This window comes from Elusimicrobiota bacterium, from assembly GCA_016706425.1.
Taxonomy (GTDB): domain Bacteria; phylum Elusimicrobiota; class Elusimicrobia; order FEN-1173; family FEN-1173; genus JADJJR01.
This window is the reverse complement of the sequence record JADJJR010000001.1, coordinates 185,916-202,492: the sequence shown is the minus strand read 5'-3', so window position 1 is coordinate 202,492 and position 16,577 is coordinate 185,916. Positions and strand designations below refer to the sequence as shown.

11 protein-coding genes are annotated in these 16,577 nt (G+C 61.5%); all 11 read left to right on the top strand.

The window, feature by feature from the left end:
• Positions 1 to 11 precede the first annotated feature (11 nt).
• The 11 genes from IPI56_00785 to gyrA all read left to right on the top strand — a co-directional run bounded on the left by IPI56_00785 (position 12) and on the right by gyrA (position 16,572).
• On the top strand, positions 12 to 563 hold the full coding sequence (locus IPI56_00785) for a metal-dependent hydrolase (GenBank protein MBK7544277.1): 552 nt from the start codon (positions 12 to 14) through the stop codon (positions 561 to 563).
• 40 nt (positions 564 to 603) lie between these two features.
• Entirely contained in the window at positions 604 to 1,395 is a 792-nt protein-coding gene (folP, locus tag IPI56_00780) for a dihydropteroate synthase (GenBank protein ID MBK7544276.1), read from the top strand.
• A gap of 16 nt (positions 1,396 to 1,411) precedes the next feature.
• Positions 1,412 to 3,064: an L-aspartate oxidase gene (gene nadB / locus IPI56_00775; protein ID MBK7544275.1), complete on the top strand. Its 1,653-nt coding sequence runs from the start codon at positions 1,412 to 1,414 to the stop codon at positions 3,062 to 3,064.
• A 19-nt stretch (positions 3,065 to 3,083) separates the two neighbouring features.
• Complete coding sequence (locus IPI56_00770) at positions 3,084 to 3,950, top strand: M28 family peptidase (protein MBK7544274.1); 867 nt, start codon at positions 3,084 to 3,086, stop codon at positions 3,948 to 3,950.
• Positions 3,947 to 6,781 carry an excinuclease ABC subunit UvrA gene (uvrA, locus tag IPI56_00765; protein MBK7544273.1) on the top strand — a complete coding sequence of 945 codons (2,835 nt, stop codon included), beginning with the start codon at positions 3,947 to 3,949 and terminating at the stop codon, positions 6,779 to 6,781. The genes IPI56_00770 and uvrA overlap by 4 nt, the downstream gene beginning before the upstream one ends.
• A 372-nt stretch (positions 6,782 to 7,153) precedes the next feature.
• Positions 7,154 to 8,515 carry a chromosomal replication initiator protein DnaA gene (gene dnaA, locus IPI56_00760; protein ID MBK7544272.1) on the top strand — a complete coding sequence of 454 codons (1,362 nt, stop codon included), beginning with the start codon at positions 7,154 to 7,156 and terminating at the stop codon, positions 8,513 to 8,515.
• Positions 8,516 to 8,858: 343 nt separating this feature from the next.
• Positions 8,859 to 9,971 (top strand): DNA polymerase III subunit beta, encoded by a 1,113-nt coding sequence (gene dnaN / locus IPI56_00755; protein MBK7544271.1) that lies wholly within the window; start codon positions 8,859 to 8,861, stop codon positions 9,969 to 9,971.
• A 7-nt stretch (positions 9,972 to 9,978) separates the two neighbouring features.
• Positions 9,979 to 11,094: a DNA replication and repair protein RecF gene (gene recF, locus IPI56_00750; GenBank protein ID MBK7544270.1), complete on the top strand. Its 1,116-nt coding sequence runs from the start codon at positions 9,979 to 9,981 to the stop codon at positions 11,092 to 11,094.
• On the top strand, positions 11,091 to 11,429 hold the full coding sequence (locus IPI56_00745; protein MBK7544269.1) for a DUF721 domain-containing protein: 339 nt from the start codon (positions 11,091 to 11,093) through the stop codon (positions 11,427 to 11,429). Before recF ends, IPI56_00745 begins: the two co-directional genes overlap by 4 nt.
• Before the next feature lie 94 nt (positions 11,430 to 11,523).
• Positions 11,524 to 14,025, top strand: coding sequence for a DNA topoisomerase (ATP-hydrolyzing) subunit B (gene gyrB / locus IPI56_00740; GenBank protein MBK7544268.1), 2,502 nt, complete (start codon positions 11,524 to 11,526; stop codon positions 14,023 to 14,025).
• Between the two features lie 84 nt (positions 14,026 to 14,109).
• Positions 14,110 to 16,572 (top strand): DNA gyrase subunit A, encoded by a 2,463-nt coding sequence (gyrA, locus tag IPI56_00735; GenBank protein ID MBK7544267.1) that lies wholly within the window; start codon positions 14,110 to 14,112, stop codon positions 16,570 to 16,572.
• Positions 16,573 to 16,577: the final 5 nt, after the last annotated feature.

Here is a 16,577-nt window from a genome sequence, read left to right as displayed (position 1 = left end):
GACATCCCGGCGTGCCCACCCTCTTCACGCATCCCGCGGTTCCCCTCGCCGCGCGTCTCGCCCTGGGCGCCCGCCGCCTGCCGGGGCGATTGCTGGTCGCGGCCGTCGTTTTTTCCCTCCTGCCGGACCTGGATGTCCTCGCCTTTTCCTTCGGCCTGCCCTACGGGCATGTGTTCGGGCACCGGGGGTTTTTCCATTCTTTGACGTTCGCGGCGATGGCCGCGTTGGTGGTCGCGTGGGTCGGACGGGGTTTCGGCGCGGGTCGAAGGACCGCCTTCGCCGTTTTGTTCGCCACCATGGCTTCCCACGGCCTTTTGGACGCCATGACCGACGGCGGCAAGGGCATCGCGCTCCTCAGCCCGTTCACCAACACCCGCTATTTCCTGCCTTGGCGTTTCATCCCGGTGTCGCCCCTTGGCGTCGCGCGCTTTTTCAACGAGCGGGGCCTTCGGGTGTTGACCGGGGAGTTCGGGCGGCTGTGGGTCCCGCTGATGGCGGTGGCCGCCGCCCTGGCGATCGGGCGATGGATCGGCGAACGGGGAGGCCGTCGTGGCGGTCGTTGATGTTCTGAGCCCGCTGTCTTCGGGCCCGGGACCCCTGTTGATGGGGATTGTGAACGTCACCCCGGACTCTTTTTCCGACGGCGGTCGTTTCGCCGACCCCGACGCCGCCTTGGCCCGCGCCGAGGCCCTGGCCGAAGCGGGCGCGGTCTTGATCGATATCGGCGGTGAATCCACCCGGCCGGGCGCCGCCCCCGTGGACGCCGCGGAGGAAACGCGCCGTGTCGTGCCCGTGGTGGTCGCGGTCGCCCGGCGTCTGCCGGGGGTCTGGGTGTCGGTGGACACGTCCAAGGCCATCGTGGCGCGCCGCGCTTTGGAGGCGGGGGCCCGCCTCGTCAACGATGTCACCGCTCTGGGGGACCCGTCCATGGCGGAGGTCCTACGCGATCACAACGCCCCCGCCGTCCTGATGCACAAAAAAGGCGACCCCCGGACCATGCAGGCCAACCCCGTGTACGGCGACGTGGCGGCCGAGATCGCCGCCTTTTTCGAAGAACGGTTGGCTTACGCCGCCGCCCGGGGCTTGCCGCGGTCCCGTTTTCTGTTGGACCCCGGCCTGGGGTTCGGCAAAACGACGGACCACAACGTGGCGATTCTTCGCCGCATGGATGAATTTCATCGCTTCGGGCTCCCTCTGCTCATCGGCGCATCGCGCAAATCCTTCATCGGGCGCCTTCTGGGCGGGGAAGCGACCCCCTTGCCGCCGTCGGAGCGGGAGGAAGGGTCCCTGGCCGTGCACCTGTGGGCCGCGGCGCGGGGCGCGCGGGTGCTGCGCGTGCACGACGTTCGCGCCACGGCCCGCGCGTTGACGCTCTGGCGGGCCCTGGCCGGGTAGGGTAGAATCGATCCCGATGCCCAATACCCTCGCCAGCGATTTTTTGATCATCGGCTCCGGCATCGCCGGCCTTTCCCTGGCCCTCAAGGCGAGCGAGTTCGGCACCGTGCGGCTGGTGACAAAGCGCGCCCTGTCCGATTCCGCCACGGATTACGCCCAGGGCGGCCTGGCGGCGGTGTTCGCGGAAGGCGATTCCTTTGACGCCCACGTCCAGGACACGCTGGACGCCGGCGGCGGTCTTTGCGACGAGGCCGTGGTGCGCCGCGTGGTGGCGGAGGCGCCCGCGCGCATCGATGATTTGGTGCGGTGGGGCGTCCGTTTTTCGGCGGACGCGCCCCGCGCGACTGCCGGTCAGCGCTTCGAGTTGGGCCTGGAAGGCGGCCACTCCCGCCGGCGCATTCTGCACGTGGGCGACTACACCGGCCACGCCGTCGAACAGGCGCTGGTGGAACGCGCGCGCGAAAACCCCCGCATCACAATTCATGAACACCATTTCGCGGTGGATCTCATCACCCGCCGTCGGCTCGGCCGATCGGGCCCCGACGCCTGCGCCGGGGCCTACGTGTTGGACGTGGAACCGGGCGCCGTGCGCACTTTCTTGGCCCGGGCAACGGCCCTCGCCACCGGGGGCGCGGGCAAGGTGTATTTGTACACGTCCAACCCCGACATCGCCACCGGCGACGGCATGGCCATGGCGCACCGCGCCGGGGCGTTGTTGGCGAACCTCGAGTTCGTGCAGTTCCACCCGACCTGCCTGTTCCATCCCAAGGCCAAGAATTTCCTGGTCACGGAGGCCCTGCGGGGAGAAGGGGGCGTTCTCAAAAATCGCGCGGGGGAGCGGTTCGTGAAAAAGGCCGACCCCCGGGGCGAGCTCGCCCCCCGCGACATCGTCGCGCGGGCCATCGATGAGGAACTGAAGCGCACCGGTGAGGATTGTGTTTTCTTGGACATCACCTCCCGCGGGGCGGAGTTTTTAAGGCGCCGGTTCCCCAAGATCCACGAGCGCTGCCTGTCCTTCGGCATCGACATCACCACCCAGCCCATCCCCGTGGTGCCGGCCGCCCATTACTTTTGCGGCGGTGTTTGGACGGACCTTCATGGGACGACGACCATTCCCCGTTTGTCCGCCGTGGGCGAAGTCGCCTGCACCGGATTGCACGGGGCCAACCGCCTGGCGTCCAACTCCTTGCCGGAGGCCTTGGTCTTCGCCCACGCCGTCGCGCGCCACTGGGAGGGGCTCAAAACCGCCGAAGCCCCCCTCGCCGCGGAGGACGTCCCTCCCTGGAACCCCGGGCAGGCCCGGAATCCCGACGAACAGGTGGTGATCCGTCAGGTTTGGGAGGAAGTGCGGCGCTTTATGTGGAATTACGTCGGCATCGCGCGGACCACCAAACGGTTGGAACGGGCGCAGAGGCGAATCGCCTCCCTGCAGAAAGAAATCCACGAGTATTACTGGGATTTCCTGTTGACCCCGGACCTGCTGGAATTGCGCAACATCGCCGTGGTCGCGGACTTGGTCATTCGCTGTGGTTTGGCGCGGAAAGAATCCCGCGGGTTGCATTTCACGGCCGATGCGCCGCGCACCGACCCGGCCCTGGCGGGGAAACCGACGTTCATCGAGGGAGCGCGGACTTTCCTCGGCCCTGCTCCCGCGGGAACCGGACGATGACCAACGCAAGGAGACCGTCGTGAACCCCATGGAAGAGCGGTTGAGAACGCGGGTGCGGGCCCTGTGCGACGATTTTTACCCCCGGGACGCCGGCCATCCCGAGGTCTTGGCCCGGGCCGCCGACCATCTCGGGGCCGAGTTCCGGACCCTGGGGCTATCCTCCCGACGACAGGAATGGACCGCCGGGGAATCCCGCTACGCGAACGTGATCGCGGACGTCGGCCCGGCGTCCGAAGATCGGATCGTGATCGGCGCCCATTACGACACCGCCGGCGCCCAGCCCGGGGCCGACGACAACGCCTCCGGGGTCGCCGGCCTGTTCGAACTGGCGGCTCTGTTGGCGGCCCGCCCCCCGGCGCGCCGCGTGGAGCTGGTGGCCTATTGCCTGGAAGAGGCCCCCCATTGCCGCACCCCCCAAATGGGAAGCGCTGTGCACGCGGCGTCCCTTCGGGCGGAGCGGGCGCGCGTGCGGCTCATGGTGTCCTTGGAAATGATCGGCTATTTCCGGGACGCCCGGGGGACGCAACGCTACCCGCTGCCCGGCATGGGTTTCGTTTACCCTCGGCGGGGGCATTTCATCGCGGTGGTCGGCATCTTCGGCCAAAGTCGGGGCCAGCGCGCGATCGTTAAAGCCATGCGGGGGGCCACGCCCCTGCCGGTACGTTCCCTCGTGGCCACCCGCCAGGTGCCGGGTATTGAACGGTCGGACCACATGAATTATTGGAACGAAGGGTACGACGCCGTCATGGTCACGGACACGGCGGAATTCCGGAACCCCAACTACCACACCGCCGCGGACCTTCCCGAAACTTTGGATTATCACCGCATGGCCCAAGTGGTCCTGGGCGTGGAGGCCGCGGTCCGCCGTCTGGCGGACAACCCGTGAGCGCCGACGTTATCCGCGTGCGGGGCGCGCGGGAGCACAACCTCAAAAATCTCACCTTCGAAATTCCCCGGGACAAAATGGTGGTGGTCACGGGCCTCTCCGGTTCGGGCAAAAGCTCCCTGGCTTTCAACACCATTTACGCCGAAGGCCAACGCCGTTACGTTGAAAGCCTGTCCGCCTACGCCCGACAATTTCTGGAATTGATGGAAAAACCCGACGTGGACTTGATCGAAGGCCTGTCCCCGGCCATCGCCATCGAACAGCGGACCCCGTCCCACAACCCACGGTCCACCGTGGGCACGGTCACGGAAATTTACGATTATCTGCGCCTGCTCTACGCGCGGGTCGGCACCCCCCACTGCCCGGACTGCGGCCGGGAAATCCAGGCCCAATCCGCCAGCCAAATCATCGCCGAAGTCGCCAAGGCCTACGACGGTCAAAACATTCATCTTTTGGCCCCCCTGGTGCGGGGACGGACGGGCACCTATGAAGCGCTGTTTGAAAAACTCAAAAAGAGCGGCTATGTGCGCGTGCGGGTCAACGACCGGTTGCACGAGTTGGACCAAAAGATCCCCCTCGACCGGTACAAAAAGCATTCCATCGAAGTGGTGGTCGATCGGTTGACGGTTTCGGCCACCGGTCGGGACCGTCTGGCCGATTCCATTGAGACGACGCTGAAAGAGTCGCGGGGGTTGCTGCTGGTGTTAACGGACAAAACCGGCGCGGCCCCCCGTCTGTTTTCGGAGCACAACGCCTGCGCCCACTGCGGCACCAGTCTGCCCGAGGTGGAGCCTCGCCTCTTTTCCTTTAACAGCCCCTACGGGGCCTGCCCCGTCTGCGACGGGTTGGGGGTCAAGCTGGAAATCGCCGAGGACCTGGTGGTCCCGGACGACCGTTTGTCCATCGCCGACGGCGCCCTGGCCGCCTGGTCGGACCCGGTCACCACCCGCACCAACCGGTGGAAAAAATCCTGGTCCGGGTATTACAACGAAATTTTGGAAGAGGTGTGCCGACGCAATCGCATCCCGATGGACAGGCCCTGGGCCCAATTGTCCCGGGATCAGCGCCGGTCGATTTTACACGGAGGCATTGACCACAAATCCCCCTGGGGAAAGAACGTCAAAGAATTCGAAGGGGTCATCGGGAATCTGGGGCGTCGTTACAAGGAATCCGAATCGGCTTTCGTCAAAGAAGAAATCCAGGGGCGTTTTATGCGCAGCCGCCTTTGCCCCGACTGCCGGGGGGCGCGCCTCAAGCCGGAGGCCCTGGCGGTGTCGGTCGGCGGAAAGAGCATCGCGGAACTCGTGCGCTTATCGGTTTTGGACGCCAACGAATTTTTTAAAGACCTGCCCCTCTCCGAGCGCTCCCAATTCGTTGCGCGGCAAGTTTTAAAGGAAATCCGATCCCGCTTGAGCTTTTTGGTCGATGTGGGGCTGGATTACGTGACCCTGGACCGGGAATCCGCCACCCTGGCGGGCGGCGAGGCCCAAAGGATTCACCTGGCCACGCAAATCGGTTCCGGCTTGGTGGGCGTTCTTTACGTTCTGGACGAGCCAACCATCGGCCTCCACCCCCGGGACAACGAACGCCTTTTGACCACCCTTAAGCGTCTGCGAGATTTGGGCAACACCCTTCTGATCGTCGAGCACGACGAGGAGACCATTCGCGCCGCCGATTGGGTTCTGGACCTGGGCCCGGGGGCGGGGGTCCACGGGGGCCAATTGATCGCCCAGGGTCCGGTGGACGCCATTTTGAAATCCAAAGAATCGGTGACCGGCGCTTATCTTAGAGGGGAGCGGGGTGTTCCCGTTCCCCGTGAGCGCCGCCGACCCGGAGAGGCGGTGCTTGAAATTCAGGGCGCCCAGCAATTCAATTTAAAAAACATTGACGTTAAATTCCCTCTGGGGTTATTTGTGGCGGTGACGGGGGTGTCCGGCTCCGGCAAAAGCACTTTGGTGGGCGAAATTTTGCACAAGGCTCTGGCGAAAAAATTGAACGGGGCCAAGGAAGAACCGGGCCGCCATCGGGCTTTGGTCGGCATCGAACAGGTGGACAAGGTGGTGGACGTGGACCAAACGCCCATCGGGCGGACCCCCCGGTCCAACGCGGCGACCTACACGGGAGCCTTTGGGCCCATCCGCGATTTGTTCGCCCAACTGGCGGAAAGCCGCCGCCGGGGTTACAAACCCGGGCGCTTCTCTTTCAACGTCAAAGGCGGCCGTTGCGAAAATTGCGAGGGGGACGGCACCCTCAAGATATCCATGCAATTTCTTCCCGACGTCTACGTGCCCTGCGACGAATGCCACGGCGCGCGGTTCAACGCGGAAACTCTCGAAGTCAAATTCAAAGGGAAATCCATCGCCGATGTCCTCGCCATGCCGGCGGAGGAGGCGGCGGTGTTTTTCGAGAACGTACCGTCGATCGCGCGGATTCTCAAAACCCTCGTGGACGTGGGCATGGGGTACGCCGCCATCGGTCAACCGGCGACGACCCTGTCGGGCGGGGAGGCCCAACGAGTCAAACTCGCCTCGGAATTGTGCCGCCGTCCCACCGGGCACACTCTTTATATTTTGGATGAGCCCACCACGGGCCTGCATTTTGCGGACGTCGAGAAATTGTTGGGAGTGCTTCAACGCCTGGTGGACGGGGGGAACACCGTCGTGGTGATCGAACACAATTTGGACGTCATCAAAACGGCCGATTGGATCCTGGACATGGGGCCGGAAGGCGGGTCGGGGGGCGGACAATTGGTGGTGGCCGGCCCGCCGGAAGCCGTCGTTGCCTATAAAAAATCCCACACGGGGCGACACTTAAAAGCGTTGTTGAAATAGACGACGCGTTTCTCCGACGGAAAAGTTCGGCTTGACAAAAACAGCGGCATAAATCCTCCGGCGAAAAAAAGCCTGTTGTCGACGGAAAAACAGACTTTTAGCCGCGTGTAAATTTTTTCGCCAAACGCTTGACAGGCGCGCGGGGCTTCAACTATGATAGCCCCCGCTTCGTTATTCACAGCCCTTTTCCATCTCAACCAACTTGTGACGTTTTCCATTGCCGGCCCGGGCCGATATTTCGGCATTTTGTATAAAAGATGGTAAAAGATGGTTGAATATGGTTTATTAAGATAATTCACAATTGTTATAAACAGTTGTGTACAACTTTGTGCATAAGGTGGCCTTGTGCTTGCCAGTGAAACGGCTGAAAACATTTGGTCCGGCGTTCTTGAGCGTTTAAAACCGCAACTCAAAGACGAGATCTTCAATCTGTGGGTGAAACCGTTGAAGGCCCAACAATGGGACAGCGATTTGCTCACTTTGCAAGTTCCCAACCGCTTTTTCTCGGAATGGGTGAAGAAGAATTGTCAGCGCCAAATTGAAGACGCTTTAAAAGAAATTTTGGGCCGGGACGCAACCCTCGGATTCGAAACAGGCTTAGAAATAGAGCCGATTTTGGAGCGCGAGGAAGTTCGGGCTGAACCCATCGCCTCCCCGAAAACCGAAAATCACTTCACGGGTGAGCAATTTAACCCCAAATACACCTTTGAGAGCTTCGTGGTGGGGCCGTCCAATCGGTTCGCCCAGGCCGCGGCCATGGCCGTGGCCAAGGATCCAGGCCGGGCGTACAACCCTCTATTCCTTTACGGGGGCGTCGGCCTTGGTAAAACCCATATTTTGCACGCCACGGGCCACGCCATTCGGCAAAACAACCCGGGCGCGAAGGTTCTTTACATCACTTCGGAGCGGTTTATCAACGAGTTCATCGACGCCATCCGTTTCGACAAAATGAAGGATTTCCGGGAAAAGTACCGGAATCTCGATTGCCTTTTGATCGACGATATCCAATCCCTCATGGGCAAGGAGAATTCCCAGGAGGAGTTTTTCTACACCTTCAACTCCCTTTACGATTCGCGCAAACAAATCATCATCTCCTCCGACCGCACCCCCGGGGAAACGAAAGTGAGCGCCCGCCTGGTGTCCCGATTCGAATGGGGGGTGGTGGCGGACATCCAGGCCCCCGATTTAGAGACCCGCATCGCGATTTTGCGCAAAAAGGCGGCCACGGAAAACATCTTCGTTCCGGACGATGTGATCCTCTACATCGCCAGTCAAATCCGTTCCAACATCCGGGAATTGGAAGGCAGTTTGATCCGCATCGTCGCTTTTAGTTCTTTAACGGGGACGCCTTTGACGATCGATTCGGCCCGGGAAACACTCAAAGACATTGTGACGGCCAACGAAGCCTCCCGGCCCCTTCGGGTCGAGGACATCCAAGAGGTCGTGGCCAACCATTTCAATTTGGATTTGCGCGACATGAAGTCCAAGCGGCGGACGGACGCCATCGCGTTCCCCCGTCAAATCGCCATGTATTTGGCCCGCACGCTCACGGAATGTTCCACGACGGAACTGGGCGAACAGTTCGGCGGCAAAGACCACACGACGGTCATGCACGCGTGCAACAAAATCAAAGGCAAAATGACGTCGGACCCCTATTTCACCGCCCTGCTCAACAAGATCACCCAGCAAATCAAGAACCACGCCTCGCTGCAAGACATTCGCTCGCACCGCTGATTTTAAACAGATTTTGCCCGCCCGCCCCGCTCCGCGCGCGGGAGGTTGCGCGCGTATGCGCTTCGGGATGGTTTTGGTATAAAACCTGAGTAACCGGCTTCGGTTGTGGATGATCGGGATTTGTTCGAACAACAGGGACAACGCGAACGGCTTGTCAACAAATTGTCCCGAAGGGGGCGAAAGGGGAATTTTGTTTTGAGACAATCCCTTTCGGACGGTCAGAAAAATTATTAGACTTTTCCCGACGCTTGCTTCTACGACGACTAAATTTCTATATCTATTATAAGAGAGGCGAACCTTGAATAACTCAAGCACCGTTTTGCCCTCCTCAAAGAGTTCCACCATGATTGAGATCCACTGCCAGAAAGACGAACTCTTAAAAGGCGTGCAATTGGTCCAAAGCGCGATTTCGCCCCGCAGCACGCTGCCTGTGCTGTCAAACATTCTTTTTGAGGCGGATGGGGAAGGATTGCGTTTGTCCTCCACCGATTTGGAAGTGGGCGTCCGTTGCCTGGTAAAGGCGGATGTCAAATCCGGAGGTGCTTTAACTGTGCCGGCCCGACCTTTGAGCGAATTCCTCCGCACCCTGGACGACGGCCGAGAACTGTTGTTGAAAAGCGTCGACGGACAGAAAATCGAGATAAAATCCGGACGGGACCGTTGTTCCTTGGCCTGTTTGCCCAAGGACGATTATCCGGTTTTGCCCGAATTCAATTTGGAAAAGGCCGTGTCCTTGAACGCGTCCGTCCTGCGGGAAATGATCCGCAAGACGATTTTCGCGGTGTCCACCGATGAGACGCGTTACGTGCTGAACGGCGTGGATCTCGTGATTGAAAAAGGCAAAATGATCCTCGTCGCCACGGACGGCCGCCGTTTGGCTTTCGTCGAGAGGGAAACCGCGGATAAAAAAGCCACCGTGAGCGCCATCATCCCCACCAAAGCCGTCAACGAACTGGCTCGCGTGTTGGGAACCGACGACAAAACCGGCGAGTTGCAAATGGCTTTCACCGAGAATCAGGTCACGTTCAAACACAAGAACGTCATCATCATTTCCCGCTTGATCGAGGGCAATTTCCCCAATTACGAGCAGGTCATCCCCAAGGGCCACGACATCCAGCTTCGTTTAAAGGCCAAGCAGGTCTTGGCCGCCACTCAGCGGGCGGCGGTGGGCACCATGGAACGCGGCGGGTCCGTGCGCTACAGCCTGTCCGAAAACACACTGCAGATCTCCGCTTCGGCCCAAGGCCGGGTGGAAGTGGAATCCGAGCTCGAAATCGCTTACAAAGGCGAAGCCTTCGCCATCGCCTTCAACCCCGTGTATTTGATTGACGCGTTGAAAGCGCTGGAAACCGACGAGATTTTCCTCGAATTCTCCACCCCCCTGAACCCCGGTGTTGTGCGGCCCGTGGGCGACGACCACTACAAGTACGTCGTCATGCCCATGCAGGCCAATTGATCCGGGTTTGCGCCTCCTCAGCGTCGGCCTTCGTCAGTTCCGCAACCAAGCGCGGCTGGATTTTGTCCCCACGCCGGGTTTGAACGTCCTGATCGGCCCCAACGGGGCCGGCAAATCAAACCTCCTGGAAGCCATCGCGATCCTTTGCAGCGGCCAAAGCCACCGGGGCGCCGAGGTCCGTCAAATGATCCAGGACGGCCGGGACGAAATGGCGCTGGCGGCCGAAGCCGAGGGCGAGGAGCCCCTTTCCATCGATCTGCGCCAAAAACGCGGTCGGGCGCGCCAAATGAAGGTCAACAACCGGACGGTCGGGCGACTGCGGGAATGGATGGGCCGACTGCCCGTGGTGACGTTTTCACCCGAGGATTTGGATTTGGTCAAGGGCGAACCCGGCGGGCGGCGCCGCGCGGTCAACGGCGTCTTGATTCAGGTGGACCCCGACTACGCCGACGCCCTGGCGCGTTACCAACGGCTTTTGGAGGAACGCAACGCCGCCCTGCGGCAGATTCGCGACGGCGCCGCCAAACCCTCCGTTCTGGAGCCCTGGGACCTGTCTTTGCTGAAGGAAGGCGCTCTCCTCACCCTTTCGCGCCAAAAGTTCATGGACGCCTTCGGCCCCCGGGTGCAATCCCGCCAGCACGGGCTCTCCGGCGGTCGAGACCGGGGGGCTCTGGTCTACCGGCCTTCGTTCCATGTTCCCGCGGAGGACCCCCAAGCCGTGGCCGAGACCAACCGTCGGCGTCTGGCGGAATTACGGGAAGGCGAGATCGCCTTGGGGTCCACCTTGATCGGGCCCCACCGGGACGACGTGGAGTTCCGGCTGGACGATGAAATCGCCAAAGCCCGGGCCTCCCAGGGCCAAGCCCGCACCCTCGCCCTGGCCTGGAAATGGGAAGAACGCCTTTACATCAAAGAGCGCCTGGGCCGCGAACCCCTGTGCCTGTTGGACGACGTTTTTTCGGAGCTGGACCCGGACCGCCGGGGTCAGTTGACCGACCTCTTGACGGGCGGGGCCCAATGCTTCGTGACCGTGACCGACCTTTCGGCGTGGGGGGCGGCCGACACGACGTCGGCGGCGGTTTTCGAGATTCACCCGGCCGGGGAGAACGCGATCCGCCGGTGAGGAAGGTCCGGGACCCGAAACCGAAAAAACTCGCCCCCGCCCGCGACCTGGTGGCCGCGGTGCTGGCCAAAAGCGGTTTTCGCACGGGGGACTTCCCTATTTTTGAAGCCTGGGACCGCGCCCTGGGGCCCGACGCCGGCAAGGCCCGGGCCGTGGGGCTCAAGCAGGGCCGCCTTTACGTGGAGGTCGACAGCCCGGTTCGCCAACACGGTTTGACGCTCCGCAAGCGGGAACTGCTCAAAAAAATCAACGCCGCCTTTGGCGGATCGGCCCCCGTATCTGATATAATTTTCAGACCGGGCACCCCCGCTATTTCCGACGATAAGCATGCCTAAAAAGACACCCAAGACGCCTTCCAAAAAGGCTCACAACGCGGGGGGCAAAACGCCCGCGGCATCATCCAGGAGGGAACGCGTGGCCACAGAAGCGATGGAAAAACCCAAAAACAAATCCTACGACTCCTCGTCCATTCAGGTGCTGGAAGGGCTGGAGGCCGTCCGCCACCGCCCCGCCATGTACATCGGTTCCACGGGGCCCACGGGGCTCCACCACCTGGTCTACGAGGCCGTGGACAACTCCATCGACGAAGTGTTGGCGGGCGAGGCCAAGTCCGTCGACGTGACGATCCACGAGGACAACTCGGTCACCGTCCTCGACGACGGCCGCGGCATCCCGGTGGCGCCCAAAAACGACGTGTCCGACCCCAAGCTCAAGGGCAAATCGGCCTTGGAAATCGTCATGACCATCCTGCACGCCGGCGGCAAGTTCGAGCAGAACGCCTACAAATATTCCGGCGGCCTCCACGGGGTCGGCATTTCTTGCGTGAACGCCCTGTCCGATTGGATGAAGGTCGAAGTCTACCGCGACGGCAAGACTTACGCGCAAGGCTACAAGCGCGGGAAACCCGACCAGGACGTCAAAGCCACGGGCAAATCCGACGAGCGGGGGACCCGGGTGACCTTCCATCCCGACCCGGAGATCTTCGGCGACATCCAATACTCCTTCGACACCTTGTCCGCCCGCCTGCGGGAGCTGGCCTTCCTCAACCCCGGGGCGCGCATCACCATCCTCGACGAGCGGGACGACAAGCAGCACGCGTTCCATTACGAGGGTGGGATCAACGAATTCGTGAAGTTCATGAACGCCCACAAGAACCCGCTCCACCCCGAACCCATCACCCTCAAAAAAGAGCGGGACGAGGTGTTGGTGGAGGTGGCGATCCAATACAACGACAGCTACAACGAGCAGATTTATTCCTTCGTCAACAACATCAACACCAAGGACGGCGGCACCCACCTCTCCGGTTTCCGGTCGGCCATCACCCGCGTGATGAACGACTACATAAAAAAGCACGACTTGCTGAAGGGCAAGGATTTCTCGGTGACCGGCGACGACACCCGAGAAGGTTTGACCGCCGTCATTTCGATCAAGATGGCGTCCACGAAGCTCCAGTTCGAGGGTCAGACCAAGGGCAAGCTGGGCAACACCGAAATCGAGGGCCTGGTGAAATCCATCGTGGGCGACGCGCTGACGACCTTCTTCGAGGAAAACCCCAACACCGCCAAAAACATTTGTGAAAAGGCGATCCTATCCGCCGAGGCGCGCGAAGCCGCCCGCAAGGCGCGCGAGCTGACCCGCCGCAAGGGCGCCCTGGACGGGGCGTCCCTCCCCGGGAAACTTGCCGACTGCCAGGAGCGCGACCCCGCCAAATCCGAGATCTACCTCGTCGAAGGCGATTCCGCCGGCGGGTCGGCCAAGCAAGGCCGGGACCGGGCCTTCCAGGCGATCCTGCCCCTCAAGGGCAAAATCCTGAACGTCGAAAAGTCGCGGCTCACGAAAATGCTGGCCAACGATGAAATCCGAACCTTGATCACGGCTCTGGGCTGCGGCGTGGGTCAAAAAGAGGGCGAGGACGGCATCAACCTGGCGAAATTGCGGTATCACCGCGTGATCATCATGACCGACGCCGACGTGGACGGCGCCCACATCCGCACATTGCTCCTGACGTTCTTTTTCCGTCAGATGACGCCCCTCATCGAAAAGGGCTACATCTACATCGCGCAACCGCCTCTCTACAAGGTCAAAAAAAGCAAAAAAGAAATGTACGTCGACACCGACGAGAAGATGGACGAGTGGCTGTTGTCGGAGGGGCTGGAGCACGCCGACGTGTTGAACCTCGCCAAAGGAAAGAACGGCGCCAAGATCGACCCCGCGAAGCTCAAGGGGGCTTTTAAGGCCATGGCCGAGGTGGAAGCCCTGCGCAAACGCCTGCACAAGAAGGGCGTGGAATGGGCCGACTTCCTGGCCCTGCGAAAAAAAGGCGAGTTCCCCCTCTACCGGGTGGAAGAGGAAACCGGCCCCCGGTTCCTTCACAGCGAAAAAGAGGCCAAACAATGGCGCGAGGGGTTCATCGAAACGCGCAAGGCCAAACTGCAAAAGGAGCTCGCCGCCTCCGGCGAATCGTCCACGGGTTCCGCCGGCGTCGAAGAGGAGGACTTGAGCGCCTACATGAAGGAACTCTTGGAACTTAAAAAATTAAACACCCTGGCGGATAAACTGCAGGACGTGGGGTTCGACGTCACGCTCGAAGAGGCCGGCAAGCCGGAAGACACTGTCAAACCCCTCTACCGGGTCAGCATCAACGGGGAGGACAAGGACGTGTTGTCCGTGGCGGAGCTTCTGGAAGCCATCAAGGACGCCGGCCGCAAGGGCGCGACGATTCAGCGTTACAAGGGGTTGGGCGAAATGAACCCGCAACAGCTGTGGGAAACCACCATGGACCCGACCCACCGCAAACTCCTGCGGGTGAAGCTGGAGCCCAACAGCTCGGAAGCCGACGACGTCTTCACCGTGCTCATGGGCGACAAGGTGGAGCCGCGGCGGCAGTTCATTGAGTCCCACGCGGCGGACGTGCAGAACCTCGACATTTGAGCGACGATCGATTCAGCGGGCGAAAAACCGGGATTATTGAGGAGCGGGATTATGGCCGACACAAAAACGTCTGAGCAGGGCGATATGCTGGACCGGGTGCTGCCCCGGAACATCGAAGAGGAGATGAAGAACTCCTACATCAATTACGCCATGAGCGTGATCGTGGGACGGGCCCTGCCCGACGTGCGCGACGGGTTGAAACCCGTGCACCGGCGAATCCTCTTCACCATGGACGAGATGGGGCTGGCCCACAACAAACCTTACAAGAAAAGCGCCCGCGTGGTCGGCGACGTCATGGGCAAATACCACCCCCACGGCGACAGCGCCATTTACGACGCCGTCGTGCGCATGGTGCAGGATTTCTCGCTCCGACACCCCCTGGTGGACGGCCAGGGCAACTTCGGGTCCATCGACGCCGACCCGCCCGCCGCCATGCGGTACACCGAAGTCCGCCTCGCCACCATCGCCCAGGAGATGCTGGGCGACATCGACAAGAACACCGTGGACTTCGGCCCCAACTACGACGGTTCTTTGACGGAACCCCTCGTGCTGCCGGCCAAGCTCCCCAATTTGTTGATCAACGGCTCGTCCGGCATCGCGGTCGGCATGGCCACCAACATCCCCCCCCACAACCTGACGGAAGTCTGCGACGGGGCGGCCGCCTACATCGACAACGAGAACATCACCAACGCGGAGTTGCTGAAGATCATCAAAGGACCGGATTTTCCCACGGCCGCCATGATCACCGGCCGCGAGGGCATCAAGAACTATTTCGAAACGGGCCGCGGGTCCATCACCGTGCGCGCCAAGACCGACATCGAGGACATCAAGGGCGGCAAGCAGGCCATCATCATCAACGAGTTGCCCTACCAAGTCAACAAGGCCCAGTTGCTCGAAACCATCGCCGACCTCGTCCGCGACAAGAAAATCGAGGACATTTCCGACATCCGGGACGAGTCCGACCGGGACGGGATCCGCGTCGTCATTGAGGTCAAACGCGACGGCAACGCCCAGGTGGTGTTGAACCAACTTTACAAGTACACCCCCATGGAGACGTCCTTCGGCGTCATCATGCTGGCGTTGGTCAACGGCCGGCCCCGGGTCCTGTCCATGCGGGAAATGCTGAAGCACTACGTCGAGCACCGCCGGGAAGTGGTGATCCGGCGCACCAAATACGAGTTGAAGCGCGCCGAAGACCGCGCCCACATCCTCGAAGGCCTGCGCATCGCCATCGACAACCTGGACCGGGTGATCAAAATCATCCGCGAGTCCAAGAACGTCGAAGCCGCCCGCAACGCCTTGATGGAAAAATTCGAGCTCTCCAAGATCCAGGCCCAGGCCATCCTCGACATGCGCCTGCATCAATTGACCGCCCTGGAGCGCCAATCCCTGGAGGACGAATACAAGGAATTGATCAAAACCATCGCGCGCCTCAAGGGCCTTTTGGCCGACCCGCGCAAGATCCTTGGCCTCATCAAAGACGAATTGGTTGAGATCAAAGAAAAATACGGCGACAAGCGTCGCACCCAAATCACGGCGGCCGCCCAGGAAGTCGAAATCGAGGACCTGATCGCCCAGGAAGACGTGGTGGTCACCTTCTCCCACGCCGGTTACGTCAAACGCCTGCCCGCCGACACCTACCGCGCCCAAAAGCGCGGCGGCAGGGGCATCACCGGGATGACGACGAAGGAGGAGGATTTCGTCGAGCAATTGTTCGTCACGGACACCCACGCCCATTTGCTCCTTTTCACCACGCGTGGCCGGGCCTACGGCGTGCGCGTCTACGAGATCCCCGATGCGGGCCGGACCTCCCGAGGCAAGGCCGTGGTCAACCTGGTGGCCTTGAACCCGGATGAAAAAATCACTTCCGCCATTCCGGTCAAGTCCTTCGACCCGGCGGTGATCAAGGACATGAGTTTGATCCTCTGCACCCGCAACGGGCAGATCAAGCGGACGGCGCTTTCGGAATACGACGCCATCCGCAAGAGCGGCATCATCGCCGTCGGGCTCGACGAAGGCGACGTGTTGGTGGACGCCAAATTGACGGACGAAAAACGCGAGGTCTTGATCGGCACCAAGAACGGCATGTGCATTCGCTTCCCCGCCGAGCAGGTGCGGCTCATGGGCCGCGCGGCGGGCGGGGTGCGCGGCATCCGCCTCGACAAGGGCGATCAGGTGGTCGGCATGGAGATCACCACCCCCGGCCGCGCCGAGACGCTGGTGACGGGGTGCGAGTTCGGCTACGGCAAGCGCACCGAATTGTCGGAGTACCGCGACCAAAACCGCGGCGGCGGGGGGGTCATCACCATCAAGACCTCGGACCGGAACGGAACCGTCATCGGCATTAAGTTGGTCACCGACAATGACGATCTCATGCTGATGACCGAAAAGGGCATGGCCGTGCGCGTTCACACGAGAGACCTGTCCGTTATCGGGCGGAACACCCAGGGATACCGCTTTCTCCGTTTGGAGGAAGGCGACAAGCTGTCGATCATCGCCCCGGTGGTGGCGGAGGAAGACGCCGGGGAAAGCAAAGACCCGGTTTAAAATCG